Annotated in this window: 21 protein-coding genes, 1 tRNA gene and 2 pseudogenes; 14 read left to right on the top strand and 10 right to left on the bottom strand. The window is 63.2% G+C overall.

What is annotated here, in order from left to right; all coding sequences use genetic code 11:
- Positions 1–11 precede the first annotated feature (11 nt).
- Together AC1RPL_RS13275 and AC1RPL_RS13270 are read left to right on the top strand one after the other, a co-directional pair.
- Positions 12–1,496, top strand: coding sequence for a DUF885 family protein (locus AC1RPL_RS13275; protein WP_493069761.1), 1,485 nt, complete (start codon positions 12–14; stop codon positions 1,494–1,496).
- A 113-nt stretch (positions 1,497–1,609) separates the two neighbouring features.
- The gene (locus tag AC1RPL_RS13270; RefSeq protein WP_493069760.1) at positions 1,610–4,480 is read left to right on the top strand and encodes a TonB-dependent receptor; all 2,871 of its coding nucleotides are present in this window, start codon (positions 1,610–1,612) and stop codon (positions 4,478–4,480) included.
- Between the two features lie 63 nt (positions 4,481–4,543).
- Here the strand turns inward: AC1RPL_RS13270 and AC1RPL_RS13265 are convergent, their stop codons facing one another.
- The 4 genes and pseudogenes from AC1RPL_RS13265 to AC1RPL_RS13250 all read right to left on the bottom strand — a co-directional run.
- Positions 4,544–4,969, bottom strand: a complete 426-nt coding sequence (locus tag AC1RPL_RS13265; protein WP_493069759.1) for a YbaN family protein — start codon at positions 4,967–4,969, stop codon at positions 4,544–4,546.
- 115 nt (positions 4,970–5,084) lie between these two features.
- Positions 5,085–5,170: transfer RNA gene (locus AC1RPL_RS13260), tRNA-Leu, on the bottom strand.
- A gap of 172 nt (positions 5,171–5,342) precedes the next feature.
- Positions 5,343–6,617, bottom strand: a complete 1,275-nt coding sequence (locus AC1RPL_RS13255) for a hypothetical protein (RefSeq protein ID WP_493069758.1) — start codon at positions 6,615–6,617, stop codon at positions 5,343–5,345.
- A gap of 161 nt (positions 6,618–6,778) precedes the next feature.
- Positions 6,779–7,675, bottom strand: a pseudogene (locus AC1RPL_RS13250) (YifB family Mg chelatase-like AAA ATPase); the annotation flags it as partial.
- Between the two features lie 54 nt (positions 7,676–7,729).
- Here AC1RPL_RS13250 and AC1RPL_RS13245 point away from each other — a divergent pair.
- The 6 genes from AC1RPL_RS13245 to AC1RPL_RS13220 all read left to right on the top strand — a co-directional run bounded on the left by AC1RPL_RS13245 (position 7,730) and on the right by AC1RPL_RS13220 (position 15,755).
- Positions 7,730–9,331, top strand: coding sequence for a recombinase family protein (locus AC1RPL_RS13245; RefSeq protein WP_493069757.1), 1,602 nt, complete (start codon positions 7,730–7,732; stop codon positions 9,329–9,331).
- 1,190 nt (positions 9,332–10,521) lie between these two features.
- Positions 10,522–11,295, top strand: coding sequence for a hypothetical protein (locus tag AC1RPL_RS13240; protein ID WP_493069756.1), 774 nt, complete (start codon positions 10,522–10,524; stop codon positions 11,293–11,295).
- A 355-nt stretch (positions 11,296–11,650) separates the two neighbouring features.
- Positions 11,651–12,139, top strand: a complete 489-nt coding sequence (locus AC1RPL_RS13235) for a virion core protein, T7 gp14 family (protein WP_493069755.1) — start codon at positions 11,651–11,653, stop codon at positions 12,137–12,139.
- A 1,797-nt stretch (positions 12,140–13,936) separates the two neighbouring features.
- Entirely contained in the window at positions 13,937–14,518 is a 582-nt protein-coding gene (locus tag AC1RPL_RS13230; protein WP_493069754.1) for a recombinase family protein, read from the top strand.
- A 140-nt stretch (positions 14,519–14,658) separates the two neighbouring features.
- Positions 14,659–15,144 carry a hypothetical protein gene (locus AC1RPL_RS13225; RefSeq protein ID WP_493069753.1) on the top strand — a complete coding sequence of 162 codons (486 nt, stop codon included), beginning with the start codon at positions 14,659–14,661 and terminating at the stop codon, positions 15,142–15,144.
- A 464-nt stretch (positions 15,145–15,608) separates the two neighbouring features.
- Positions 15,609–15,755 (top strand): hypothetical protein, encoded by a 147-nt coding sequence (locus tag AC1RPL_RS13220; protein WP_493069752.1) that lies wholly within the window; start codon positions 15,609–15,611, stop codon positions 15,753–15,755.
- A 372-nt stretch (positions 15,756–16,127) separates the two neighbouring features.
- On the opposite strand, the gene AC1RPL_RS13215 is transcribed toward AC1RPL_RS13220, so the two are convergent.
- Positions 16,128–17,357: a hypothetical protein gene (locus tag AC1RPL_RS13215; RefSeq protein WP_493069751.1), complete on the bottom strand. Its 1,230-nt coding sequence runs from the start codon at positions 17,355–17,357 to the stop codon at positions 16,128–16,130.
- Between the two features lie 100 nt (positions 17,358–17,457).
- The gene (locus tag AC1RPL_RS13210) at positions 17,458–19,719 is read right to left on the bottom strand and encodes an AAA family ATPase (protein ID WP_493069750.1); all 2,262 of its coding nucleotides are present in this window, start codon (positions 19,717–19,719) and stop codon (positions 17,458–17,460) included.
- Positions 19,720–20,095: 376 nt separating this feature from the next.
- On the opposite strand from AC1RPL_RS13210, the gene AC1RPL_RS13205 reads away from it, so the two are divergent.
- Positions 20,096–20,257 (top strand): excalibur calcium-binding domain-containing protein, encoded by a 162-nt coding sequence (locus AC1RPL_RS13205; protein ID WP_493069749.1) that lies wholly within the window; start codon positions 20,096–20,098, stop codon positions 20,255–20,257.
- Here AC1RPL_RS13205 and AC1RPL_RS13200 read toward each other — a convergent pair.
- Entirely contained in the window at positions 20,254–20,592 is a 339-nt protein-coding gene (locus AC1RPL_RS13200) for a Rap1a/Tai family immunity protein (protein WP_493069748.1), read from the bottom strand. The two genes, AC1RPL_RS13205 and AC1RPL_RS13200, sit on opposite strands and share 4 nt — an antisense overlap.
- 33 nt (positions 20,593–20,625) lie before the next feature.
- Positions 20,626–20,826: a hypothetical protein gene (locus AC1RPL_RS13195; RefSeq protein WP_493069747.1), complete on the bottom strand. Its 201-nt coding sequence runs from the start codon at positions 20,824–20,826 to the stop codon at positions 20,626–20,628.
- Positions 20,827–21,175: 349 nt separating this feature from the next.
- Between AC1RPL_RS13195 and AC1RPL_RS13190 the strand changes: the two genes are divergently transcribed.
- Together AC1RPL_RS13190 and AC1RPL_RS13185 are read left to right on the top strand one after the other, a co-directional pair.
- On the top strand, positions 21,176–22,042 hold the full coding sequence (locus AC1RPL_RS13190; protein ID WP_493069746.1) for a hypothetical protein: 867 nt from the start codon (positions 21,176–21,178) through the stop codon (positions 22,040–22,042).
- 125 nt (positions 22,043–22,167) lie between these two features.
- On the top strand, positions 22,168–23,052 hold the full coding sequence (locus tag AC1RPL_RS13185; RefSeq protein WP_493069745.1) for a hypothetical protein: 885 nt from the start codon (positions 22,168–22,170) through the stop codon (positions 23,050–23,052).
- Positions 23,053–23,249: 197 nt separating this feature from the next.
- Here AC1RPL_RS13185 and AC1RPL_RS13180 read toward each other — a convergent pair.
- Positions 23,250–23,897 (bottom strand): annotated as a pseudogene (locus tag AC1RPL_RS13180) (magnesium chelatase domain-containing protein); the annotation flags it as partial.
- Positions 23,898–23,983: 86 nt separating this feature from the next.
- Positions 23,984–25,561, bottom strand: coding sequence for a glycoside hydrolase family 18 protein (locus AC1RPL_RS13175; RefSeq protein ID WP_493069744.1), 1,578 nt, complete (start codon positions 25,559–25,561; stop codon positions 23,984–23,986).
- A gap of 143 nt (positions 25,562–25,704) precedes the next feature.
- On the opposite strand from AC1RPL_RS13175, the gene AC1RPL_RS13170 reads away from it, so the two are divergent.
- The 3 genes from AC1RPL_RS13170 (at position 25,705) to rnpA (ending at position 26,588) form a co-directional block, all read left to right on the top strand.
- Positions 25,705–26,028 carry a hypothetical protein gene (locus AC1RPL_RS13170; RefSeq protein WP_493069743.1) on the top strand — a complete coding sequence of 108 codons (324 nt, stop codon included), beginning with the start codon at positions 25,705–25,707 and terminating at the stop codon, positions 26,026–26,028.
- Between the two features lie 87 nt (positions 26,029–26,115).
- Complete coding sequence (gene rpmH / locus AC1RPL_RS13165; protein ID WP_086128886.1) at positions 26,116–26,250, top strand: 50S ribosomal protein L34; 135 nt, start codon at positions 26,116–26,118, stop codon at positions 26,248–26,250.
- Positions 26,250–26,588 carry a ribonuclease P protein component gene (rnpA, locus tag AC1RPL_RS13160; protein WP_493069853.1) on the top strand — a complete coding sequence of 113 codons (339 nt, stop codon included), beginning with the start codon at positions 26,250–26,252 and terminating at the stop codon, positions 26,586–26,588. The genes rpmH and rnpA overlap by 1 nt, the downstream gene beginning before the upstream one ends.
- The last annotated feature ends 70 nt before the right edge of the window (positions 26,589–26,658 follow it).

The following is a 26,658-nucleotide window of genomic DNA, read 5'->3' as shown; positions in this document are numbered from 1 at the left end:
GGAGGACCGCGATGCACCGCCGCCAGTTCCTCGCCGCCGCCAGTGTCGCCGCGCTCCCCCGCGTCGCGCTGGCCGCGGCCAATCGCGACGCCGATCTGCGCGCCGCGCTCGACGGGCTTTCGAAGATCGAGGCACCGTCGGCAAAGCTCGCCAGCCTGGCCGGCTTCGACCTACACTCCCTGTCCCCCTCACCGCGCATCGACCTGGAGACGGTCCGCGCCGGGCTGGCAGTAGATATCAAGCTCGCCGCCGGCTTCCCCATCGGCCGTCCCGGCCGCTCGCCCTATGCCATCGCGCCCAATGCCGGCGCCTGGCGCGAAAAGAACCCCATAGCGAGCCGCATCGAAGCAGAAACCGAGCAGCTCCGCATCGACGCCCGCCGCGGCGCGATCCTCCCCGCCCCGCTGCTCGAAAAGACCCGCGCCGGCATACTCGAAGCCGCCGGCAAGTCATCCGGCCCCGCCGCCGCGGGACTGCGCACCCAGGCCGCCCTGCTCGCCGAACTCGCCCCCCGGGCTCCGAAGGAGCCCGGCACCAGCCGCTTCCCCGGCGGCGAGCGCTATTTCGCCCTGCTGATCGAGCGCCACTACGGCGCGGCGATTTCCCCCGCCGAAGCGCATCGGAAAATGCTTGCCGCGTTCGAAAGGATCACCGCCCGCGCCGACACCGTCCTCAAGCGGCTTGGCTACACCAGGGGCAGCGTCGGCGCCCGGATCAGCGCGGCGTTCAAGGACCCCCGCTTCCTCTACAGCGACGACGATGCCGGCCGGGCCCGCGCCGTCGCCGACATGAACGCCACGCTCGCCGGCGTTCGTCCAAAGCTGCCCGCGCTGTTCGGCCCGCTCCCGCCCGAATGCCTGAACGTCGCCGCGGTGCCGATGACGCGCCAGGAGGAAGCCGAGGGCAAGCAGGGCTACCGCACGATCCCCACGCCGACCACGCCCGGCGCCTATTATCCCGACCTCCAGCGCATCCGCGACCGCCCGTCCTGGACGCTTCCCGCGGTCGTCCATCACGAGTTGCTCCCCGGGCACATGATCCAGCTGCCGATCGAGGCCGCAGCCAATCCGCATCCGCTGCGACTCGACTATGCCCCCGCCTTCGCGGAGGGCTGGGCGATCTACACCGAGCAGCTGATGGCCGCGCATGGCGCCTTTGCCGGAAATGATCGCGCGCTTCTCGGACATTTGCACTGGCTGCTGTTCCGGATCTGCCGCGGACTGGTTGACACCGGTGTCCATATCGGACAAGAAACCCTTGCACAGACGAGCGCCAAGCTCGCGAAACAGCAGGGAGAGCCAGCCTATTTCGCCCCTTGGGCGCAGGATATCGAGCGAATTTGCCTGGAGCCCGCCATGCGTGCCGCAGAGGCGCTCACCTGGCTGGGGATGGCCCGTATCGGCGCCACCGCACAGCGTAGCGGCCCGGAATCGCTCAGGAAATTCCATCGCAGGCTATTGGCCAACGGGCGCAAGCGCTTCGCGATGATCGCATAACTGCCGGAAGACATCGGCAGCGAATTGCACAGAGAGCCGGCATCAGCCGGCCGAAAAGCCAGGCGAGCCGCACAAGCGGCCGGCCTGGAAACACTGACCATGGGAGAACAAGGATGCGTAAAGGGACTTTGAGCCGCAACATGTGGTTTGCCGGTGCTTCGTTGGCGGTGATGGCGGGCGCGAGCATCGCGACCCCGGCACTGGCGCAGGATACGGCGCAGACGCCGCCCGCCGCCGACGCCAGCACGCCTGAGCAGACCAGCGAAGGCGCGATCGTGGTTACCGGTTTCCGCCAGTCGCTTGACAAGGCGCTCAACGTGAAGAAGGAGTCGGTCTCCTCGGTCGACGCGATCGTCGCCGAGGATATCGCCAAGTTCCCCGATCAGAACCTCGCCGAATCGCTCCAGCGCATCCCGGGCATCTCGATCCAGCGTGACGCCGGCGAAGGCCGTGCGATCACCGTGCGCGGCCTCGGCGCGCAGTTCACCCGCGTCCGCGTCAACGGCCTCGAGACCGTCGCCACCTCGACCGACGGCGCCTCTGCCAACCGCGACCGCGCCTTCGACTTCAACGTCTTCGCCTCCGAGCTGTTCAGCTCGCTGGTCGTCCACAAGACGGCCGAGGCCTCGCTCGACGAAGGCTCGCTCGGCGCCGTGGTCGATCTCAACACCGGCAATCCGCTCAGCGGCAAATACGGCTTCACCTTCGTCGGCTCGGCCCAGGCGAGCTATAACGACCTCTCCAAGAACTGGGGCCCGCGCTTCGCCGGCCTGCTATCCTGGAAGTCGCCGGACGGCACCTTCGGCGTCGCCGTCTCGGGCGCCTATTCGAAGACCGACAATGTCGAGCTCGGCAACAACTCGGTCCGCTGGGCCCAGGCCACGTTCGACCAGGTGAGCGGCACCAATTGCTGGACCACGGCGAACTCGGGCGGCACCTATATCCCCAGCGCCGTCTGCTCGCAGGCCGCGCTCGCCTTCCACCCGCGTATCCCGCGCTACGGCATCGTCCGTCACGATCGCGAGCGCCTGGGCCTCACCGGCAGCGTCCAATGGGCGCCGAGCGACGCGACCAAGATCTCGATCGACGGCCTCTATTCGCGGTTCAAGGAAACCCGCGAGGAGAAGTGGCTGGAAGTGCTGCTCCGCTCGAACGAGCGCTCGATCAACGTCGCCAACCCGGTCTATGACGGCAATGGCAACATGATCTCGGCGACGCTCAACGACGCTTGGGTCCGCACCGAGCATTACCTGCGCAAGTCGGATACCGAGTTCTACCAGATCGGCGGCAGCTGGGATCAGGAGCTGGGCGACAGCTTCCGCTTCACGCTGATGGGCGGCCTGTCCAAGTCGAACGCCGACATCCCCGTCGAGACCACGCTCATCCTCGATGACCGCGACGCGCAGGGCTACAAGTACGACTATACCAACATGCAGAGCCCGGTGCTGAGCTTCGGCACCAGCGTGACCGATCCGGCGAACTTCCAGCTCGCCGAGATCCGCGATCGCCCGTCGAACGTCACCAACAAGTTCAAGACCGCGCAGCTGCGCACCGAATGGGACGTTGCCGAGGGCTTCCAGATCAAGGCCGGCGGCGTCTATCGCCGTTTCGACTATGACGTGGTCGCCTATCAGCGCGATACCGCGGTTTGCGGCAATGGCGGCACCGACCTGGTGCTCAAGACGATCACCTGCTCGACCACCGCGACCTTCGGCCCGACCGCGGTCTATGGCTACCAGGCCACGCCGGCGCTGACCGAGCTGGTCAATCTCGGCAATGCCGGCCAGCCGGCGGGCACCACCACCAGCTGGGTGGTCGCCAATATTGACGCGGCCGCCGCCTATACCGGCCTGTACAGCCGCCCGCTCCTGCTCGACGTCGGCAACAACCGCAGCGTCACGGAAGAAGTGAAGGGCGGCTATCTCCAGTTCGATGCCAAGGGCGAGCTGCTCGGCCTGCGCTACGCACTCAACGCCGGCATGCGCTATGCCAAGACCAACCAGAGTTCGACCGGCATCAACGGCACGCTGCCGGTGACTGTGAAGCGCGATTACGAGGATTGGCTGCCCTCGATCAACGTCGCGCTGTTCCCGACGGAGAACATCATCCTGCGCGGCGCCATCTCCGACGTGATGACGCGTCCGACCCTGGGCAGCCTGACGCCGGGCGGCTCGGCCGACGGCTTCAACTACCGGGTGAGCTTCGGCAACCCGAACCTCGATCCGTTCCGCGCCACGGCCTATGACCTTGCCGCCGAATGGTATTTCGCGCCGCAGTCGATCTTCTCGGTCGCGCTGTTCAAGAAGGACATTCAAAGCTTCCCGGTCAGCGCCACGCTGACGGGGCAGACCTTCACATCGACTGGCCTTCCCGCCTCGGTGCTCGCCGCATCGTCGCCGGCCTTCCTCAACCCCGCCCAGCAGGCCCAGCCGATCTGGACGGTGGTGACCACGGTCAACGGCACCGGCGCCTCGCTAAAGGGCGTCGAGATCGCGATCCAGGCGCCGTTCCGCTTCCTGCCGGGCTTCCTCAAGAATTTCGGCGGCATCGCGAACGCGACCTTCATCGATTCGACCGCGAACTACAGCCAGTCGGCGCCGGCCACCGCGGTCAACGCCAATGGCTCGCTGACGCTGCCGAACCGGGTCTTCTCGTCGACGCTGTACGGCGTGTCGAAAAAGGCCTTCAACGCGACGCTCTACTATGAGGACAGCCGCTTCAGCGCCCGCGCCTCGGTCGCCTATCGCGGTCCCTATGTCGATGCGGGTTCGGGCACGGGCAACGTGTTCGAAGGCTATAATTCGATCACCACCGTCGATGCCTCGGTCCGCTACAAGCTCACCGACTGGATCGAGCTCTCGGTCGAGGGCACCAACCTCACCGACGCGTATCGCGATCGCTACACCGACACCGCGGCGAACCGGAACTACGAGTATAATCATTTCGGCCGCACCTTCCTGGTCGGCGCGCGCATGAAGCTCTGATCCGGCGATCCTTCACGACCTCCGTCCTGCAGGCGCGGTACCCTCGGGTGCCGCGCCGCTTTTTTATGCGCCGGGATCCAGCGCTGCATCGCGCGGGCGTGGGCTCGGCCGGCTGAGGATGAAGGCGGCACACGCGCCCATCCCCAGCGCCACGACCAGGTCGACCCACAAGGAAGGCCGCGCCCCCCACCAGAAGATCGCATAGCCGATCGCGATGCCGCCACAGGCGAACGCCTTGGCCCGCGCCGGGATCGCCCCTTCCTCGCGCCAGGCGACCAGCGTCGGTCCAAAGCGCTTGTGGGTGAGCAGCCAGGTCTCCAGCCGCGGCGAGGATCGCGCGAAGCAGCCGGCGGCGAGGATCAGGAAGATCGTCGTCGGCATCAGCGGCAGCAGCGCGCCGATCACGCCCAGCGCTACGAAGAACAGCCCGAGCGCGATCCATAGCGGCCGCGTCAGCCGGTTGCCCGGCCTGCCCTCAGGCTCATCCATGCGGCGATTGCTTCATTCGACGGGCCTCGAGCTGCGAATGATTAGCAATATGCGAGCGGCAGCGCGGGCGCAATCACCGGGCACTGCCTGGTACGGACCACATGGTACGGCCCAATGGTACGGGTGGTCGGACTCGAACCGACATGTTGTTGCCAACGGCGGATTTTGAATCCGCTGCGTCTACCATTCCGCCACACCCGCATGCCGTTCCGGCACGGGGCCGACATCGACGAAGGCATCCCTATAAGTAGGGCTTTGCGAGATTTCCAGCGGGTTTGATGGCCATGCCGGCGCTGCCGGTCAGGCAATGTCAGAGGTGGGGTGGTTAGCTGCCATTGCTAGGCAATGCGGGCACGGCGCCGAGGCGATCAAATCAGCGCCCCGCCGGCTGCCCGACGCCGAGCACGCTGGTTGCGGTGAATGCCGGGGCCAGAATGGCGATGTCGTAGCCCAGTGCGAGTTCACGCCATTCCTGCGGTGCGGACGCAAGGCCTTCGCTCCTGAGCGCTCGTAGATCCACCAGCATCCACGATCCCGCCGCGGCGCCGGCCGGCCGCGCAAGCGTGACATCCTCGCGCCAGTCCGGGTCTTCGTCCTTCATGTCGAACGTGCGCACGGCGGCGGGCCGCCCGACGCCGGCATAGCTGGCCTCCGAGCCCTTGGCCCCCAGCACCACGATGTGCAGAGCGGAGACGCCTTCGCCGTCGGCACGCTCGGCTACATAAGCGCCAAGGTCGCGCTGGTTGAGCGGATTGATCGACTTGTAGGCATGATTGGCGCCGAACTTCATCAGGAGCCTCGCGCCGGGATGTGCGGCGAGCTGGGCGGCGAGCGTCCGCTTCATCAGCCGCGCGCGGCGTCCGTTGGGATCGCCTTTGCGCGCCTGCGACGCTTGATAGATGGCGCGGGTTTCCGTCAGCAGGCCGAACAGATAGCGGACGCGCTTCCCGCCATCCTGGGTGACCGCGGCGGCGGCCCGATCAAGATCGTGCTGGTTGGCCGAGAGCAGGAAGAGGTCGTAGGGCGAGCCCGATGCGAGCGCAGCGGCAGTCGCTTTCCGATCCTGCTCCGCCAGACCGGCCAGGGCGACCTGGGCGAGCGGACCTGGCCTGGATGCCAGCATTTCCTGAAGCAGATGGCCGCTGGATCCGAGGAACTCCTGGTCCAGTCCCCAGACCTGGAACTTCGGTCCGGCGGCAGCAGCGCAATCGCCTGCCATCCGGACTTCATCCCGTCCGTTGAAGAAGGCGATGCCGTTCGGATGCGCGCGCAGGAATTTGTCGATCCGGGCTTCGCGATCTTCCGATCGCATGGCGACATCGACAATACGGGCCGCTTCCGGACCGATCTCGACGACCATGGCGGTCAGGCCGGTGGGCGCCATCATGCGGCAGATCTGGGTCGTGAACGCCGGAATCTCGCGCGTCATGTGGCTTTCGCCGATCAGGACATAGCGGCTGGCGGTGACGGCCTCGGACAGGATGCGCGCGCCTGCCCCCGAGAAGCCGTCTGGATTGACGTCCAGAGGCGCGATCACTTGGGCGAGGCGGGAAGGGAAAGGCGTCGCCTCCTGGGCAGATGCGCCGGTCGCAAAGGCGCCGACGCCGGCCAGAACAGCGGCCGACAGGCCCCGATGAATTTTCCGCAAGCGCCCCTCCGAATACGATCAGATGGAGGGCCGTCTAGCGAGGCCGGAAGGGGATAGCCAATGAACTCGTGTCTATGTCCAGACGGTATTTGTCGATTGGGCGCCGGCGGTCGTTCGAGCGATTTCGCTTGGTTACGGCAGCTATCTGGAATTCCGTTCCCCTAACTCCGCGGCGCCTGCCGCCGATAGCTCAGCGCCTCGGCGACATGGATCCGCCCCACCCCTTCCGCGCCCGCCAGGTCCGCGATCGTCCGCGCCACGCGCAGCACCCGGGTATAGCCTCGCGCCGACAGCCGCATCGTCTCCGCCGCCTGGGCGAGCAGCTTGCGCCCCGATTCGTCCGGGGTGGAATGGTCGGTGAGCAAGGTCCCGTCCGCCTCGGCATTGGTCCGCGCCGGCACGCCCTGGTAGCGCGCCGCCTGCACCGCCCGCGCCGCCGCCACCCGCGCGGCGACCTCCGCCGATCCCTCCGCCGGACGGTCGAGGACCAGGTCCGCCGCCATCACCGGCTGCACGTCGACATGCAGGTCGATCCGGTCGAGCAGCGGCCCCGAGACCTTGGCCTGGTAATCCGCCGCGCATCTCGGCGCCCGCGCACAGGCAAGTGCCGGGTCGCCGAGATGCCCGCAGCGGCACGGGTTCATCGCCGCGACCAGCTGGACGCGCGCCGGGAAGGTCACATGCGCATTGGCCCGCGCTACGCTCACCACGCCTGCCTCGATCGGCTGGCGCAGCGAATCGAGCACCGCGCGCTGGAATTCGGGCAACTCGTCGAGGAACAGCACGCCGAGATGCGCCAGGCTCACTTCGCCCGGCTTCACCCTGAGCCCGCCTCCGGTAAGCGCCGCCATCGAGGCCGAGTGGTGCGGCGAGCGGAACGGCCGCGCCCGGGTAAGCCGCCCGCCATTCAAGGTCCCCGCCACCGAAGCGACCATCGACACTTCCAAAGCCTCCGCGGCATCAAGCGGCGGCAAGATGCCGGGCAGGCAGGAGGCGAGCAGCGACTTGCCCGCCCCGGGCGGCCCGCACATCAACACGTACAGGACGTGGAGACCCGCAATTATCGCCCACCTGTAGGTGAGGAAGCTCCTCACCGTTGCTGAGGATTCCCCATGTACGCTTCGAACCTGCAACCTCTGATAGACCAGCCGCGCCACCCTTCCGTACCCGGCAAAGTCTACAGCTACACGCGCTTCTCGACGCCTGAGCAGGCCAAAGGAGATAGCTATCGCCGACAATCGGACGCGGCGGAGCGTTGGGCCGCTGCCCGAGGCCTCACCATAGACGACCAACTTTCCATGGCTGATGAGGGCGTATCTGCGTATCGGGGATCGAACGCCACTGAAGGCGCCTTGGGGACCTTCCTACAACTCTGCCAGCGTGGCCTAATCGAGCCCGGCTCCTTCCTTGTCGTCGAGAGTCTCGACCGGATTAGCCGCATGGAGCCGCTCTACGCTCAACAGGTATTCTCCAACATCGTGATGAGCGGGGTGACCATCGTCACTTTAAGCGACGGACAGGAATACTCGATCGAGAGCTTGCGACGAAACTCGATGGGCCTGATGCTGGCCCTGATGGTCTCCTCCCGCGCCTATGAGGAGAGTGCGACGAAGGGACGGCGGGTCGCTGCTGCATGGGCGGAAAAGCGCCGCAAGGTATCCGCTGGAGAGACTCAGCGCCTGACGAAGCGCGGCCCGTCTTGGCTGAAACCCGAGGGTGACGGATGGCGCGAGGACCCGGAGAAGGCGGAGACAGTGCGGCGCATCTTCCGCTTGACCCTTCAGGGCATGGGCGAACACAGCATCGCGAAGCTGTTCGTCACGGAAGGGCTTCCGGTATTAGGGCGGGGAAAGCACTGGCACCGCTCGACGATCAGCAAGGTCCTGCGCAATCCGGCTGTCATCGGGACGTTGACCCCAGGGCATACGGAGTACGTAAAGGGTCGCCGAACACGGCAGCTTGAACAGCCTGTGCACAATGCCTTCCCTGCAGTTGTCTCAGAGGCGGACTGGCTGGCAGTACGCACCTTGAAAGGCGGCGCGGTCGCGGCAGTTCGTGGGCGCCATGCTGCAAACGGCGTCGCCCACCTTCTCGCAGGCCTAGCGAGGTGCCCCAGCTGCGCCTCGAGCATGCTGCGCGTAAATAAGGGGTCTCCCAAGAAAGCTGGGCGGCCAAAGCTGGTCTGCAGTAAAGCAAAGGTGGGAGCGGGCTGTTCCTATGTGTCCGTTCCTGTCGATGCGACAGAGGCGGCGCTTCTCGGCAACTGGGGCTTGCTCTTGGCCGACGTTCCAGCTGGCGACGGCGACATCAGCTTGGACCGCGAACACGCTTCCGCACTTGCCAATATCGCAGGTATCGAAGACCTGATTGTCGATCTTGCTGAGGCGCTGGCTATCGCACCCTCCGCTGCTGGAGCCGCCCGGCTTGCGCGGCTGGAGAGCGAGGCACGCCAAATGCGTTCAGAGCTGGACGAGTTGGATGAGCGCCGGTGTATGGCGGATAAAGGGTTGATCCGCTCCCGTTTGAGCGACTGCGCCAGCTTGTTTGAAACTGCCAAGGAGTCCGGAGAAAAAATCGACACCGCTGCCACCAACGCGGCGTTGAAGGTCTTGTTCTCTGCGGTAACCATCGACCACCTTCAGGGGACCCTTCGCTTTCAATGGCGCCAAGGGGGTGAGACCTCCATCCGCTATGCTTGGGTTGATGTAGCTTAGGTTCCGGAGGCGGGCCTTGGAGTGCTGAAGCGGAGGGCGGTGCGGCAACGTACACCCTCCGCCCTTATCCGCCGACTAGGCTCATTTCTGAGGGCCTAAGCGGCCCATCGAATTATCACCCATCCTCGGGGTGGGGCATATTTAAGGGTGGGTAAGAAGGGCGCCGCCGCACTCTTGGCAATGTAGCGAACCCCTTGAGTTAAGCGTTCGCGATCAGCCAGTCTGCGCGTATCGCACCGCCAATATCGCCATCATGGCCTATGATCATGCCCAGCAAGGCACCTTCAATGTGCAACGGTCCCCCAGAGTGCCCCTTTGGAACAGGCGGGAAGAAGCGCACCATGACCTCATCCATTCCAGTTATTGTGACTTCTTGCACGTTGGCTGGAAAGTCGGGCCAAGGGTCCGCGTGTGGGTAACCCGTGGCTTGCACAACCATCCCGATTTTTGGGGAGATCACATCGCCGGGAGCGAACGCAGAATACGCGAACTGCGTCCGAGCCGCGGACTGTAGCGGCATTAGAAGATAGTCTGCCATTCCCGTTTGATCGGAAAAGAAAGCGAATCTGGGTGCCCGCGCGCCGGTACTTTCGTCGAACAGGCCGATGGGAATTGTGCTGTCTTCTTTAGCATAGATGCAGGCGTCGCTCGGCCATTCCGCCCACCGAGTGTGGGGGTGAATGCCCAAAGGTACGTGAGCCGCTGTTACGACAGTAAGGCCCCGCCCTTCGATCAGGAGCGCGGACCCCCGACCGGACTTTGGCGCATCTTTAGAACCGTACAACGGCATCGCGTAAGGGTGTGACATTCAATCGGCCTCCTCGACCTTTAAACGCTCTTGCAGGGCCTGGAACGCTCCATGCTGGAAGTGAAGCCGGAGCTAAGAGATGATACCCCTTAAACGGGGCGGCCTCCTTGCGCTCCCCGCCGTGGGCTCCCCTCGGAAATAACACCCACCCTTGGAGAGAGAAACCGCAGCGGCTGTCTCTCCTGTCATCCAAGCCCCCAACATGCCTCCCGTCGCGTCCCGAACTCGCGGCGGTCGCAGGCATGCGGCGCTCTTGGTCGGCGGCAGCTCGGACCAAGAGCGCCGCACCAGTTCTCCGCGAAATCCCTCCGGTCCCCGGAGCGACCGCCGCTGTCTCGACAGCACCTTGGGCACTGCCGCCCTCAACCAACGAAAGACCTCTATGACTGACACTACTGCTCCTGCCTCGAACGCCCTCTCGACAGATACCGAAGGCAGCAACTTCGAGCTGAAATCGTTCGAAATCGCGCCCGAAGATCGCGACATGGCAGCGCAGATCGCGTCGTTCGACGTCGTGGATGACGTCGCAAGTCCCATCACGATGTCAGGTCACCTGAATGTTCCCGAACGGCTGACGGCGAACGCTCTCCCTGAGCATCTGCGGATGCCAATCGAGCAGCAACTGGCCCAGTTACCCGTTGGCGCTCGGCGCGAGCAGCGGGAGCATGAGCTGACCGTAGCAGCCCTGCGACAGAACTCTCATGACCTCCGCATCCGGCTTGGCGGCGGAGAGGGCACCAACCGATACCAAGCGGAAAAACTGAATCTCGAACGGGATTGCGTCAAGCTGGAGCGGGAGGCGGCCGAAGTGATGAACTCCCTGAACGAGGTAGTTCGCTTGGACGTAGTTGGCGTTGATCCCCACACTGGCGAGCAGAAGACGAAAACGGTCTACCGCGCCGAAGGCGAGACCCGCCGTCAGCTCACGCTGCGGCATGCCGAGATCATGCGCCACATCGATGCCCTGGAGGGTATTGAAGGTCAGCGCCGCTTGCAGAAGGCGATGTTTGAGGCGGTCGAGAGCGAGAAAGCAATCGCTACCCAGCTAGATCGGTTCGCGAAGGCGAAAGTCAAAGCTGCCGAGTTGCTTGAGCAGGAGGAGATTGACCAGCTCGCTCGGGGGCTCGCTGCCAACCGCCGTAACCACCTCGGATAGTGAGTCTCTACTCCCGCACTCGCGGTTGGTTAAGCCGTTCACGCCCCCGGGCCGATGTACGGACTGACCCACACGATCCCTCCTCGCCTCGGTTCCTAGAGCGCCAGCGTCAGCATGCGACCGATCTAGGTGGTGGGCTGGTCCGCATCGATCACGGCGAGCCGCCGCTCCGACTACCCTGCGAGGCGCCCGCAGTAGCTCTCAAAGACTCCGTGGACACCCAACCGCCACCTCCGCCAGCCCCCCTGCCGTCCGAACCGGACCCACCTCGTCCAGCTCGCGCCCGTGAGTGGCGTGAAGGGTTCGGACTCAATCGCGATGGGCTGTGACCCTTCCAGAATAGGAATACCAAGTCATGTGTGACCCCGTCACCGCAGCGATTGTCGTCGGCGTGACGGCGGTCGCCTCCCAGGGCGCCGCCATCGTCGGCCAAGTGAAATCTGCCAATGCGCAGACTAAGGCAATCAACGACCAGCGCGCAGTGGTCCGAGAGGAAACCCGACAGGAAGCTACCGGCGACCTCTTCGACCAGATGCGTGCCGCACGCCGCGAGCAGGCCCAGATTAGGACCGCAGCCGGGGAGGCAGGTCTCGGGCTCAACTCAGGCTCGATTGAGAGCCTGTTGCTGGACAGCGCGATGCAGTCCGAGCTGCAAGGCAACCGGACGATAGCGAATATGGAGAGTAAACACCGCGCTGATGAGGCCGAAGCGAACTCCATGCTGTCGCGCGTCCAAAAGCCCACGGCTCTAGGGGCTGGCATCCAGCTGGCGGCGGCTGGGGCATCTGCTTGGACAGGCGTACGCGCCGCCAAGATCGAGACTGATCGAGCTAAGGCCAAGTAGCTCCGACGAAACTTCACAAGCAACGCGCCCGCCCTCCGTCTCCCGGTCCTGACCGGCGGACCTTTGGCGGGTCCTCTTTACGAGAACGCCTCAATGCGAACCCGAAAGGTGCCCCCGGTCCCCGTGCCGGTTGGTCGCAAATACTGCTTCAAGTGCAACGTCTGCCGCCCCCTCTCCTCCTTCGCCAAAGATGCGAAGCAGTGGGACCGCAAGAAGCTCGACTGTCGCTACTGCGACAATGCAGCGCGGCGGGTTCGATACGACTTCCAGACCCACCACCAGTTCGCCTGAGGTCCCCTCGGCGCAGCTAACTAACTCCCGCTCCGCTGAGGCCAATTCGCCCAGCTGCGCCAACCCAGGACATCTATGAACACCAATCCTAGGGCCTCCCTGAGACCCGCCATCGACGCGAAGTGCAAAGAGTGCGTCTACGACCCCCTCGCTCGCGGAACGTGGCGCGAACAAGTCGCCGATTGCGGCGGAGTCACCTGCCCGCTGTATGAGGTCCGTGCTGTCCCAAAGGACTGCGTGTCCTCCGGCGTCATCGATCGTATTCGAGTGGCAGAGATCAGCACCAAGATTGCCCGCGCGGGTCTAGTCACCGCCTAATCGGCAACCAAGGCCCCAGCAGTAACTCTTGGGGCTCGCGAGCGAGAACCCATTGCCACGAAAACCCATCCCCGCCCCGGTCTCCGCCGGGGAGAAGTGGTGCCATATCTGCAGCCAGTCGAAACCTCTGCAGTCTTTTTACAAGGACCGAAGAGCCGAGGATGGACGGAGGCATTGCTGCCGCCGCTGCTCCCGCCGACAAAGCTCCATCGCGCGAGCCTCGGCGGACCTGCGGGCCGGTCTTTGGTGACCTTAGGTGCCAGAACTCGCCTCTCACAACTCAACGAGGAAGCTCATGAATAACTATCCATTTGCCGCCGTCGCTCGCTCCATTGACGACCCCAGGTTGCTTCATCGGTTCGCTCAGGTTGCCCACAAGGCGGTCATGGGGAACCCTGAGGCTATCTTGCGTCGGCTGACGACGTCCGCGCGCCTCCAGGGCCGTTAGTTTTGCTGCGAAATTCCGAAGCGGGATAACGCAGAGCGCAAGTTGGCGGCTCCCCCATAGGGGGAGTCCGCCGCGCCTCCGCCTCGGTGGTTACCGACGTTCGCGAACGGTCTAGGCCGTGCCTCGCGTGCCGATGGCTCAATGCCGGTGGCAATCGGGCGGCACCAATTAGTTCCGTTGACCCGATTGTCCGCCTAATGGATGTTTATTTTCAGTGACTTAGCTGTATTCCTCCGCCAGGGGAGTGCGAGAGCGAGGGAGCTGACATTGCAACGAGACGCTGAAGCGATGCGCAGAGGTGCGCAGCTACCTTCTCAAATGGGTATACCCTCTCGGCGAAGCGGCGGACAGGCCCCGTCTTTCCACGACGCTTTCTCAATAGGGTTGACTTAGGAATTTTGATAAGTATTCTCGCTGGTGTCTTTAACCCAAAGGAGAATATGACAATGGAGATTGGAACCTTGGCTCGCGCTGCTCACGACCGCATTGACGTTCTGCTGCTCGGGCGGGCAGCTGCAGCCCGACATCGGGTTGCCCGTCTGCTCGATCCGGCAGCTGACGCCAGTACGAAGGCGCGAACTCTCGGCAGCACGGAGCCCGCTTCCAACGTCGCCAGAGACGCCCAAGAGGGCCCTGTCGGCCCCGGTAAGGCGACGCAGGCGAAACTGGTGGCGTGGCTTGGCCTCGCCGCTGACAGCGCCAATTCCGCAGCCTAAGCGATCCACCGAGGGGGAGAGATCATGCTAGTAGGGTATGCCCGTGTTAGTTCGGCGGGCCAGAGCCTCGAAGTTCAGCTGGAGCAGCTGCAAGAGGCTGGATGTGAGAAGATATTTGCGGAGAAGAAGAGCGGGCGGAAGGCTGACAATCGGCCCGAGCTGCAGACGGCTCTCGACTTTGCGCGTGAGGGGGACGTGTTGGTGGTGACGCGCCTCGACCGTTTGGCTCGGTCGGTGATCGACCTACACAAGATTGTCGGAGACCTGAACGCGAAGGGGGTCGGCTTCCGCTGCCTCCAGCAAGGGACGCTCGACACCACCAAAGCGGAGGGGCGGCTGCTCCTGACATTCCTCGCGGGCTTCGCGGAGTTCGAAGCGGACATCCGCAGGGACCGTCAACTAGAGGGGATCGCGAAGGCCCGCGCCGAGCATCCCGAGCGGTACCAAGGGCGCCCCCCGAAGATCGACAAGGATGCCATCAGGGCCCTTCAGGATGACGGGCTAAAGCCGCCACAGATCGCCGAGAAGCTGGGGATCGGCCTCGCCAGCGTGTACCGGGCCCTGCCACCCCGAAAGGGCCCTCAGGAGCCTGCAACGGAGTCCTAAGGCCCAGAGGCCGGGAGACCGGGCGCAGGGATTGATGAGTTTGCGCTCGGGCCTCCGATGCCCTGCTTTTTTCTTTGTCCGTTCAGATCACCGCCTTACAGCTGCTCTCGGGCCCTTAAGGCTCGGGCAGGTTCGCTCAGATGGCTGTCTGGCAGTTCGTTTTCGACCTCATCCCGTCTTCAGCCGCTACGATAAATGGCGCGGTTGCGGCGCGCATGAGCCGCGATCAACTCGATGCAATCGAACTGCGCCTATCTGGCCCGATCACAGCGGCGATTCTGCGGCGTATCGGCTTGCTCCTCCCTGAGAAGCAGTCTTGGGCTCCTGACCTCCGTATCTGGGGAGATGAGAAGACCGACGACGTGCAAGTCTGGTTCTCAGGGGCGGCGATTGAGAGTGTGCAATTTCGCCTAAACGTACGCGATCTTTCCTTGGCGCTTGTGAGTGGCGTTTGCGCGCTCGCTCGGGATTTCGACTGCGTCTTGGCGGATAGGAGCGGGGCCATAATTCGTCCCTACAGCGAGGCAGTAGTTCGAACGATCACACATTCCGGCGCTGCGCGGTTTGTGAGCGACCCGGAACGCTACTTGCGCGAGGCGGCGCAGCGCGATCCGGAGCCATATTAGCGTCCTTGCGTCTCCTTTGAGGCTTCCCGGCTCGGCCCCTTCGCGTTACCTCTTGGGCGCTGCGGGCGACTTTGGCTACCCTCGCTGAAGCGGGGGTGAGGGGCACGGCTAAACGTCCCCTGGGGCCCGCAGCACCTCTGGGCTCCTTCTGCGCCACTCTCTAGGCCACGCGAGCTATAGGAGAGGCACCCATCGCGACATTTCGTCGCCAGGGTCGCCACTCAGCATCATTCGAGCGGATTCGATCGAGCCGAAGTAGTCGACGGGATCGACTGAGAACCGCAGCATCGACGCGTGACTGATCTTGGCCACTTTTAGCGCCGCCTGAACGTGGTCCAGTTGTCGGTGGCATTTAGCCCGGAGTGAATCCAACGCGACCGGCAATTGGCGTTTCAGCGCAGCGAGCATATCGAAACTGAATCCAATGCTCGTAGAGGCGCTTGCTATGCCCCAGGTGCCCTTCGATGCCTCTTGGCGAACAAGTAGTCAGCGTGCCAGAGATCGCCCGCTATGGTTGCGCCCGCTTCGACGTGACCGATGGCTCCGTTTCTGATGCGAATGAGCGTCTTGTGGTCGTCACGCTGCTGGGGGGTGAGCTTCTTCAGGTCTAGCTGAATGGAGCCCCTCTCTGTTCTCGAGCCGCCGGTTGATGTCGCCCGAGCATAGAGAAGTATCCCTAGGGTCAGGAGCGCGCTCTTTACCTGCGTTAAACCGCCAGCTCCCATTGCGCCTGGAGGAAGTTGATCGAGGACTTCAACTGCTTCTAGCGCCTGCCTTAAGTCAGCGACACAAGACTGAGCCCGCCACGCTGCCCGAAGGGCCTCCAACAGGTCCCGCTTCCCTCCTCGAGATTCCAAGTCGCGGGCCATTGCCAGAAGATCGACAGTCACTGGTAGGGACACTCGCCCGTCCTCTCTTCGCGGTGCGGGCGCGGGCCGGTCATGACGAATTTGCCCCCGTTTCGCTCCCGCTTTTTACGCCAACTAGGCGAGATCCGCACTTGGCAAATCGAACGCCAAAACTGTCATGGTAAGCTGCCGCGCCGTGTCATCAGGCCTTCGCATTGTGTAGCGAAACTCGCTAGCGCCCCGCTTCGCGCTTGCCGACACAAAAGCGGAATGAGCCCGCACGGTCTGGTCGATCTGATCGAGAACCGCGGTGAAGTTCTTATTACGGTTGAACACAATCAAAGCGGCTTTGGTATCGCGCCAACTAAGATAGCCTAGAAGCTGATCTATGGCGGCAGACAGCGCCTTAGCGCCCGACCATATTTTCAGTTCCGCTATGAAGATGTTCCGTCCCTTATGGGTGATGAGAATATCGGTCTTGCCCCCGTAATTGAACGCTTCTCCTCGGGCTTCCCCCTCAAACTTGGCGTTCAGCGGCACCAAGAACTGAAATCGCAAGGTCTCTTCGTCCATCGTGGCGAAAGCGTGGGGGCTCCGCTCCATCACCTCCGACATCTGCTGGAGTGTATCCAAAATCTCACGGTACGCTTCTTCACTCAGCACAGGCTCGGGCGTGACGCCCTTCGCCGCTACCGGCAGAACAGGCGCGATCCTCTTAGGGCTGACAGGCGCGCTATAGGTGGCGGCGGCATCCGAGCGTCCCTTCAGCGTGAATTTCAGGCCCGCAGCGGCAGCGCTGGCTTTTTCAGCCCGTGCCCTCCTCTGACCCACGTGCGAGTCTACGACCGCCGGAATACTCCTGTTCCATTCATCAACGGTAGGCTTCAAGTATCCCAGCCATTGGTCCAAGTCCTTCAGAAATCGCTCAAAATCTTGATTGAGCTTGTCGGCGTTCGGTTCACGCAGTGTCACAGAAGTTGAGACTATCCGTGGAGTTACCTTCCCCTGAGGCGGCGCGGAACTCCACGTGTTCCCTCGGCACCAAAAGAGAGTTTCGTCACCCGTGTAGGGCACTTCGAGGGTGTACTCTTCAGCATCGACCGAGACCCCTTCCCCGCGCCCGCCGTAGCCCCAGTCTTCTCCGTACCGGCCCACACTCATTTTTGTCCGCCGTTGGTCGACCGTCGGCTCACCAAGATGGGGAAGCTCGATGCAGTATTTCTCAACTGCGTACTTCTCCAAATCAGATGCTGTGGTGTTCAAAAGCTGCTGATCGGACATCCTGTCCAGCTCATCAATCAACCGTTTGCGCTGATTGCCGATTACCGCTGACAAATCGTACTTGAAGAAGAGAGTGTCGGCCACGGGGCCTCCCGAATTGCTGCTTTGCTAACAGTTGATGGGTCAAAGCGTAGCGCACGAACATAAACAGAACAAGCAGGGCTTGTGTCGGACTTGGGCCGGGTCAATACGCCCCAATTATCCGAACGACCTTCCTGCACTGCGCTCGAAGTTGGGTCGGGTCTGGCCCGGATGTGCCGCGATGATGTTCGGGTCGAGAGAACTCGTTGATTTCGCGTAGCGCGACACGCTCGGGGTATAAGGGGTCGTCGGGACTAGCATCGATTTCGTCAATCATTGCCCCCAGCAAAGTGCGAGGCGCGAACCTGCCTGGAAAGCGAAGGTCTAGGTATTCTTCAACGAACACTCGAACGTCGGCAGCCAACTGCGTTGCGGTGCAACCAGCTAAGTGCTGTCCCGTGCCTGCGTACCCCCGGATACACTCAGCGCGCCGGGCGTAGTTACTGCGCAATTCGACTTCAGAGGACCAAGCGCACACTTTCCCGCGCCAATCTGCCTCCATGCCGATCTGATGCTCGCTGCACTCCAGCGGCGCAGCGTCCTTCTGTATCAGGTGCAAGAACCGCGCGTCGTGGGACAGAACGACAGCCTGCTTGGCTAGAGATGCCAGCTCTCTGATGCGCGCAGACGTCTCGAACTGTCGTCCAGCGTCCTGGCTGTTAAATGGGTCATCGAACACCAGGATCAGGTCTGCGAGGTCAGTTCGCTGTTTCACCTGTGTGATGAAGAGCGCGAGCGCCAAGCTCATCTTGTCGCCGGAACTCAAGACCGTGCGAAAGCTGGGCTTCGTCCCGTCTCCCGATTCCCCGACCGAGAGCGCGTGGCCGTTGATGTCGATGCAGTATTGGACGTTGGCACCGCCAACATAATTGGCCTTCGCTTGGCAAAATCGGAAGTTTGCCCCAAAGGCCTCAAGGAGTGCGTTGATGCCGCTCTCATAAGCCGCAGCCGTGGATTCGGTGTGCTGACGAAGCGCAGCCTGCTTTGCGGTACGCTCGGCTGCAATTTGGGTGCGCCTCGCCTGCTGCACTGACCACTCGGCACAGAGGCCCTGAAGGTCCCCACCCGTTTCTCGGAGCTTAATCGCCTGAAACTTAGTAAGGGTGGCTCGGGAACGCTCGACGTCGATGGGCGGTGGACCGGCGTTTTCCTGCTTCAGCGCCGCAATGGCTCCGCTGGCCTCCGCTACAGCCTCATTGTAATTGTCGAGCATCTCAACCAGCCTGCGCCAACCAAGGGCTCGCTCCACGGGCACCTCGACTACCGCTCCAGGATTAGCTGCCTTCACCTTCAAGGCTGCCGTCATCCATGACAGCCCATCTAGGGCCGCCCGCCAATCCTCCTCGGTGAAACTCGGCAGTGATCTGATTTCAACTACGTGGGCCCAAAATTCGAAGTTCGCTTCGTTCTGGGCCAAGACCGACGTCAGCGCCGTCTGCCCCTCGGACGCGGCAGCCACAAGTTTGTCTGCAAGGTCTAGGCGAGCCGCGAGAGCTTTGTATTCGTCTCCGAAGAGAAGCCTAATGGACTCCACGGACGGTGACGAACCGAGGTCTTGATCGCAAAACGGACAATCGGCGCCGTGAGCATGATCGACGCCGTAGCTCAACCACCGGCGCCCGTTGTCGCCCAGTTCATGCTTCTCGAGATGCTCTGATACGGCCTCGCTCGCTTCGTTGAGACGACCGCCTAACCCTTCCCCGAGCAGGCCGAGGTAGGCACCCGGATCAGTGCCCACGGATAACTCTAATAGCGCCGGTCTCCGGACTATCTCACTCAGTCTTTCCGCCTGCTTCACGATACGGGCGGCGGCGGCAATCTTGTCGTCCAAGGCCTCAGGGACCGCCGCTGCAACGAACCCCGCCACATCCTCCACCGCCGGGACGACCCTGCGAATTGAACGTTCCACTTCCTGAATGGCGGTGTTTACTCGCCTATTCTCGTGCTCAAGCTCGGCAAGTTGCACAGCCAAAGAGACGCCGGTCGCGCCGATGATCACCTGCAAAAGCTGGCGCTTGTTATCCCGCGTGACTTCCTCGCCAACATGGATGTTAGCCTTCACGTAGTCCTGATCGAATAGCAGGATCGGCGGAGGTGTTCGATTCCAGGCACCGTTGTTAAACGCGACCGTTCCCTCGGGATCAAACTGCAAGGTGGCCGACGGCGTCCCCGGCGGGCCAAGGTGCTGCCGCTCCGCGACTAGCCGGGAATCCTGGCTCGCAGCGGATCGCAGCACGGCGCAAATCGTACTCTTTCCGAAGCCGTTTCGTGCGAAGATCAACGCGAGGCGCTTGAACGCCTCTGCGCGATGTTGAAGCACCTGAAACCGCCCAATATTGGCGAGCCTATCAACCTTCGTGAGCATCTTTCCCCCGCCTCAGACTATCTCTGTCCCGAGGTAACTCAAGCACTTCTGCGGCCAGAATGGCCCACATTGGGGCTGGCGAGAAAAGAGACGTCTGCGGCGGCGAAGAGCGGGTTTTGAAGACCTGCACATCAACAGGTACGGGCGCTCCAACATCTCACTCGCTACGCCCGTTCTTCCGCATTAGTCCGCATTAGGAAGATTCGAACGGATCAGCAGCCATGCTGCGATGGTGCTAACACGATTCCGCCATCGTCGCCGCCGCGCGCAGAAAACGCCATTTGGCGCGCAGGTGGGCGCGCTGGCCTTGTTCACCGGGCTCGTAGTTTATACTGCCGCGCCGAGCCTTCAGACCTGGTTGACGGGATCGACCGAGATGAGTGACCGCATCCGCACTACCGAGCAATCGCGATACTTTCGCAACTGCAATGCGGCTCGTGCCGCTGGCGTCGCGCCGATCAATGCGGGATCGCCGGGCTATCGAAGCGAACTAGACGGCGACGGCGATGGCGTCGCCTGCGAGCCGATCCGCTTCTAGTTTCTGGCTCCCTGACGACGGCAGGGGAACACCTTGAGCAGCGGGGCTCTCACGAGGAAAACAGGGTGCCAGTCCCAATTCTCGGGATGATCATTGATGAAGCGCCGGACAATGGTGATGGTCTGTAACGTCGCGGCATCTGACTGAGGGCGACAGGTTTTCCCCTCAAGCTGCAACGTGTCGGCTACGCCTAGAATGTAGCTCACGCACATATCGGTTTGGAGGCCTTGGCTCTTGGCGCACTGAGCGGCGAACATCCCGCCAGTCAGTGTCGATAGGCTGACAATCTCCTGCGATTGCGTCTGTGCCGCCAGCGCCAAAAGCAACCCCAGCATATCGCTTTACCTCCAAACCCAAAGCCGAAGCTATCAGTGACGGATCAGGCTGACGAGCGTCATGATGGGCTTCGCGCTCTCGGGGAACATCGCAAGCATACCAAAGGCCGCCGCAGTCATCAGCGCCCATTTCACGGTGGGCACGAGCTTGACCGCGAACGCAAGCCACGGATGGCCAGCCCTCAAGAACGCTTTGATCTGATCGGTTTCGCCGTTCGGCTGTCGTCGCAACACGGATTCCTCCACGCAGAAAAATTCAAAATCATGCGTGGTAGGAAAGGTGTGATCCCTTCGGGTGTGGGAGCACGAATCGGGGGGTGGGTCAACCCTTGCTACCTGTGGACAAAGCTCAACGGCCGCAAAGTGACTTCACCTCAACAACTTACCTCCGGATTGTTCGTCGAATTAGTCTGAGACCATCTCGTTCGTCGTCGATCTGGGCCAAGCGACCACCGTCTTGCTGGGTCTTGTTCAGGAAACTGGTCGGTGTCACCTTCCGAGGGCGAGACGCAGATGTTCCCTTTCACCTATTCCATCTGACCCGTCGTCATTATCACAAGCTCACAGAATGGGCGGAGGGGATATGACAGACGAAGCACCCGTGCGGTTTCTACTTTACATCGACATCCTCGGATTTTCGGAGATGACGCGGCGCGATCCTCGCAAGGTCGCGCGGACCTATGCCATCCTCAATAAGCTGAATGCGCACAAGGATGAGGCATTCCGCACCATCGTGTTTTCCGACACGGTGCTCGTCTACAACCCGAGGGAGGCGAGAACGGACGAGGAGAGGAACTGGTTCGTCTGGTATCTCACCGAGTTCGCAGAAGACCTCTATTCCAAGCTGGTCGGGCAGGACATCTGGTTTCGAGCCGTCCTCGTGGCGGGCGATTTCCACCACTATCAGCTTGAGAACGTCGAGTGCTTTTATGGGATGGCGCTGATCACCGCCTATCTGGCGGAGAAGCGCCTACCGATGATGGGTCTCGCGCTGCACTCGTCGTGCCTGCCTTACAACCGCTACTTCCGGTTTGAACCGTTCAACGACGAATACTCCTTCGTATATCTGAGCAGACCTCTGGAATATCTCCACCTAGCGACCGGCGACCACTACCCCTTCTCATCGTCAATCGTGTCGGACAGTTCCCCGCTCCTTCCCGAAGGCGTCCGCTACCTGTCGGATGTCCACAAGCTGATGAGAACGCACCCTGATCCTTCGGTTCGAGCCAAGGCGCTAACGACCTGGGATTTCCACGCACGCCGGTATCCCGGAATGGTGGCGGCGCTCACTGCGAACAATTTCAGCTTAGACGCTCTGGCACCTCCCGGAACATGGGAAGAGGAAAGCCGAGCACTCGAAGAGGGAATCAAATTCTATAAGCGGGCAGGCGCTGGCACCGATATGTCCAAGGCCATCAGCAATCGCGGAAAGCGGTCTAGTTCTCGATGATTGCGACGAGCGTCCCGGTCCTCCAAGAACGCTTCTCACGACGCTGCGGGCATTGCTGACACCGCCGACCGGGACCGTTCTTTTACTCCTTCACCAGTAGCGGGACAAATCTTGTTCCTACCGATGTGGCTGAAACGAGTTATCCTGCTACGATCTCGGCGGGAGGCAAAAACACGGCAATGGCATGCGAGTTACTGGACGCAGCGAAGGAGCTTGTCCTCGACGCAAATGAGATGGCGACAATCGAACTCATGCTCCAAATGGGACAGGGTTACGTTCTCGATTTCAATGATAGGGCTTTCAACGATTTCGTCCGAAGGCACTGGGCCATCGACGTAACCGCACCTCTCTACACCGAACTCGGAACCTCGAAGGCTAATCGATTGCGTGGTCTTTTGACTGCGTTCAACGATGGTGCCCGCGCCGAGGTGCTTCAGAAGTTTCTCGAATATCGTAATCACCCATCTCGCATAGAAAGCTTCGAGCCGGTCAGCGATGGCGTAAAGAAGGCATATCTCGACATCATTCGGCGCTTAGAGGGCGCACCGCCGCTGGTCGACCCAGCAGGCTGGACCGGAAGGCCGTCGATTCAGTCCCGCGTTGCAGCCGTCAAAGTCATTGCTCCGCTCGTGCGCGAGGAACTTGCGGCCTTAATCGCGCAGATCGAGAACGAGCGTCTCAACGATCCCGAAACGGCGGAAGCGCTCGAAAGCCTCCGAAAACTGCATCGCGCTGTCGGCGAGCTAATCGCCGCAATTGAACAGCAAAAACCTCTCGTGGGGATTTTTGCCGCCATCGACCGTCACAGGGGCAAACTCGTTGATGCCGGAAAGCGGGGGGCAAAAATCTTCGCCATCGCTCCCGCTATGACGGTGGGGGTAGCGAGCATGCTCGCCATGCTAACCGGCACCACCATGGATTCGACGATGGTGAGCGCAGTTTACGCGGCTCTCATTGGCGCGGAGGCTCTCAGCGGGATGGGCAAAGGCGAACGCGGTGGCCGAGAGTAGGGGCAGGGCACAGGTTCGCACGTTCACTCTCACCACGGCGAGCGCTGCGACCGTCGCATTCGACGCCTCCGGATTCTTCCCGCCGTCGATTTTTCGCTTGCTATATGTTCGAAATTCGTCGTCGTGGGGTCGTTCGACACGGCCCGTGGCGAGAGCCGCGAGCGCGTCCGCCTCTCGCCGAGATGGGGTCTTGAAGATCCGCACATCAAGAGGTTATGCCCGCCGGCCGCCGCGATCTCGAGCGCGCGCCGCGCCGTCTCCTGCCCCTTGACCTGGGCGAGGTCGGGGCCGCCCACCGGCGCGTCGACTTCGCCCTGCGCCGGTGCCGGGAGCAGCTGGTTGCCCTTGAAGTGATTGAGCAGCGCGATCAGGTCGGGCGCGGCGACGACTTCCACCTGCCCCGCCCAGGCCGCCTCCGGGCCCTGCGCGGCGGGGCAGACCAGCCCCTTGCCCATCTCGGCGGCGTGGAGCGCGGCAAGCAGCACGCCCGGGCTCGGCGCGATCCGCCCGTCCAACCCCAGTTCGCCGACCACGACATAGCCGGCCAGCGTCTCGGCATCGACCACGCCCATTGCGCCGAGCAGCGCCAGCGCGACCGCGAGGTCGAAATGCGATCCCTCCTTGGGCAGGTCGGCGGGCGACAAGTTGAGGATGATGTGCTTGGGCGGCAGCGCCAGGCCGATCGCCGCCATCGCGGCACGCACCCGCTCGCGGCTCTCCGCCACGGCCTTGTCGGGCAGGCCCACGAGGACGAACTTGGGCAGCCCGGCGACGAGGTTGCACTGCACCTCTACCGCGCGCGCCTCCAGCCCCAGATAGGCAACCGTCGAAACGCTCGCGACCAAGCCCCGCCTCCCCCTCAGCGCGAGGCAGGATAGCGGGATTTATCCGAAGCGGCGGGGAAGTGCCGCCGTTATGGATCAAAGGCCGGTCAGGGCGCGGTCGGCTTGAACTCCGTCTTGACGGCGCTCAGCAGCGGGCTCGTCCCGTTCGGCAGGTAATCGTAATTGATCGCCCACAGGATCGTGCCGCCTAGCCCCGCCTCGCGCACCCAGGCCGCCTTCGCCGCGATCGAGGCCTCGTCCTCATAGGAGAGGAAGCCCGCCTTGTTGCGGCCCGATCCCGCGGGCGTGTAGCCGCCGCCGGCATAGCTGCGGTAGCCGACCTTGGCGATATCGTCCCACTGATAGGCGCCGTTGGTCAGATATCCCATGCGGACCAGCTCGGAATAGCGCAGCGCCACGTCGTCGACTTCGAAGATGCGGTTGGCCTCGGTATCTTGGCGCGGGCCGGTGACGCCGGGGCCGAAATAGATGCCGTAGAAGCCGATGCCGATGCCCAGCTTGCTGCGCGGCACGCCGGTCTTCACATAGGCATCGACGCTGGAGGCCAGGTCGCGCGGCGTCTTGCCGGTCGCGCCGAAGATCGGGCTGCTGAACCAGGAGAGCCAGCCATTGCCGCTCCACGTCGTGCCGATTCCATAGCTCATCATGTTGTACTGATCGACGGCGTTGGCGAGGTCGGCCTGCCATTGCGGCACCTTGCCGCCGGGCTCGAGATCGTTGATCGACACGGTATAGCCGGGCAGCGTGAGCAGCGCCGCCTTGCCCGCCGCCTGGTAGCGCGGGCGCTTGGCGAACTCGGTGCGCAGGTCGGCGATCAGCGCGAACAGCCGGCGCTTGGCTTCGTCGCCGCTCACCTTGGGCGTGATCGTGTCGCTGCCCTCGAACTTGTCCTCCCAGTCGAGGTCGAGCCCGTCATAGTCGTGCGCGACCATGTAATCGACGATGTTCCTGACGAAGGCCGGGCGGACCGCGTCGGTGGTCGAGCGCAGGAAGCCGTCGCCGTCCGCCGCCCCGCCCAGCATCAGCAGCGCCTTGCGATTCGCGTCGTGCGTGCGCTTGACCAGATAGTCCTCGACGCTGCGCACCCCGTCGGGCGACAGCTTCGCCTCGTGCGCGGTGCCGGCACCTTGCATCACCGCGCCGGGAGTGCCGTTGAGCGTGCCGCCGCCCGGCGCCACCCGGCCGAACACGAAATGGGTGAGCGCGGCCATGTCGACCTTCTCGGGCGGGTACATGATGTCCCAGAAATAGCCGAGATAATAGCCGGTGACCCAGGGCTTGGCGGCGGTGGCCGCAGTGACCGTCACGGTGGCGCTGGCGGTCCTGGTCGGATCCGCAAGGCTCTTGGCGACCACATGATAGGTCCCGGCGGTCGCCGGCGCGACATAGAGTCCGGCGATCGATACCGTGCCGCCGGCCGCTTCCTGCACGCTCCAGCTGCAGCGCGTATCGATGTCGCCCGTCACCGCGCAGGCGAATTGCTGGCTGGCATTGGCCGTGAGCTGGGCCGTGGCGGGGGTGACGGCGATCGTCACTTGCGAGGTGGCGGTGGGCGTCGGCGTGGGCGACGGAGTCACGACACCTCCGCCTTCGCTGCCGCCACCGCCTCCGCTACAGGCGGCGAGGAACAGCATCGGGGCGAACAGAATGGCGGTGCGAGTCATGCCCCGCCCCTGCCCGCGCGGCCCGTTCCCGTGCGATACCGGCGCGACCGGGAACGCCTCTCCGGCGACGAAACAAGCCTAAGCCACGATGAACCATTGCGGCGTGTCTTGCGGCAACAACACACGCTCCCCATTTCCAAGCCATGGCAGGCGCACGCAGCCCGATTGTCCGCACCGCCCTGTTCGTCACGGGCGCGCTCCTCATCGCCGTCTCACCGCTGGTCGGGATCATCCCCGGCCCGGGCGGGATCTTCGTCTTCGCCGCCGGACTGGTGCTCGTCCTCCAGAACTCGCACTGGGCGCAGAAAGTCTTCGCGCGCACCAAGCGCCGCTGGCCGCGATTCGGTCATTACGCCGACAAGGCCCTGCGCCGCAGCAGCGCGCGCCGCCGCCGCCTGCGCGAACAGGAGGCGAAAATCGCCCGTGCCGAGGCCGAAGTCCTGGGTTTTGGGGACAGAGCACGTTGACTCGGCCGGAACGTCCCACTATGGGCACCCGACCAGCGGCCGCCCCTGTGGTGGCCCTTTTACGTTCTAGATACTTGAGGATGAGCGATGAAGCGGACCTTTCAGCCGAGCAACCTGGTGCGTGCGCGCCGGCACGGCTTCCGCAGCCGCATGGCGACCCCGGGCGGCCGCAACGTGATTCGCGCCCGCCGCGCCCGCGGCCGCAACAAGCTGTCGGCCTAATTCCGACCGCCGTTGCGCGGCTTACGCAGCGCAAGGACTATCTCGCAGCAAATGCAGGCAAGCGGGCTCCCATGCCCGGCTTCGTCCTGATCGTGCGTGCGCGAGACGATGCCGATCCGTTGATGCGGGTCGGCATTACCGTATCCAGGAAAGTCGGCAACGCGGTGATCCGCAACCGGATGAAGCGCCGGTTCCGCGCGCTCGTCCGCGAAGTGCTGCCCGAAGCCGGCCTCCCCGGCGCCGATCACGTGCTGATCGGCCGCAACAGCGGCATCGAGCGCCCCTATGACGATCTCAAGGCCGAGCTGGTCAAGGCGCTGGCGAAGGTGAAGCGGTGATCTGCCGTTCCCCCTTCGTCATGCTGAACTTGTTTCAGCATCCAACGCGCGGCACCGGAAACGCTCTCGC

The sequence above is a fragment of the Sphingomonas sp. GW821-FHT12D09 genome (genome assembly GCF_058807215.1).
This window is presented reverse-complemented; position numbering and strand designations above follow the sequence as displayed.

Coding starts and splice junctions, on each gene's coding strand:
- AC1RPL_RS13275 (WP_493069761.1), top strand. CDS start 12: ATGCACCGCCGCCAGTTCCTCGCCGCCGCCAGTGTCGCCGCGCTCCCC.
- AC1RPL_RS13200 (WP_493069748.1), bottom strand. CDS start 20,592: ATGCTGGGGTTGCTTTTGGCGCTGGCGGCACAGACGCAATCGCAGGAG.
- AC1RPL_RS13230 (WP_493069754.1), top strand. CDS start 13,937: ATGCTAGTAGGGTATGCCCGTGTTAGTTCGGCGGGCCAGAGCCTCGAA.
- AC1RPL_RS13235 (WP_493069755.1), top strand. CDS start 11,651: ATGTGTGACCCCGTCACCGCAGCGATTGTCGTCGGCGTGACGGCGGTC.
- AC1RPL_RS13210 (WP_493069750.1), bottom strand. CDS start 19,719: ATGCTCACGAAGGTTGATAGGCTCGCCAATATTGGGCGGTTTCAGGTG.
- rpmH (WP_086128886.1), top strand. CDS start 26,116: ATGAAGCGGACCTTTCAGCCGAGCAACCTGGTGCGTGCGCGCCGGCAC.
- AC1RPL_RS13270 (WP_493069760.1), top strand. CDS start 1,610: ATGCGTAAAGGGACTTTGAGCCGCAACATGTGGTTTGCCGGTGCTTCG.
- AC1RPL_RS13245 (WP_493069757.1), top strand. CDS start 7,730: ATGTACGCTTCGAACCTGCAACCTCTGATAGACCAGCCGCGCCACCCT.
- AC1RPL_RS13175 (WP_493069744.1), bottom strand. CDS start 25,561: ATGACTCGCACCGCCATTCTGTTCGCCCCGATGCTGTTCCTCGCCGCC.
- AC1RPL_RS13265 (WP_493069759.1), bottom strand. CDS start 4,969: ATGGATGAGCCTGAGGGCAGGCCGGGCAACCGGCTGACGCGGCCGCTA.
- AC1RPL_RS13240 (WP_493069756.1), top strand. CDS start 10,522: ATGACTGACACTACTGCTCCTGCCTCGAACGCCCTCTCGACAGATACC.
- AC1RPL_RS13205 (WP_493069749.1), top strand. CDS start 20,096: ATGAGTGACCGCATCCGCACTACCGAGCAATCGCGATACTTTCGCAAC.
- AC1RPL_RS13220 (WP_493069752.1), top strand. CDS start 15,609: ATGCCTCTTGGCGAACAAGTAGTCAGCGTGCCAGAGATCGCCCGCTAT.
- AC1RPL_RS13170 (WP_493069743.1), top strand. CDS start 25,705: ATGGCAGGCGCACGCAGCCCGATTGTCCGCACCGCCCTGTTCGTCACG.
- AC1RPL_RS13225 (WP_493069753.1), top strand. CDS start 14,659: ATGGCTGTCTGGCAGTTCGTTTTCGACCTCATCCCGTCTTCAGCCGCT.
- AC1RPL_RS13190 (WP_493069746.1), top strand. CDS start 21,176: ATGACAGACGAAGCACCCGTGCGGTTTCTACTTTACATCGACATCCTC.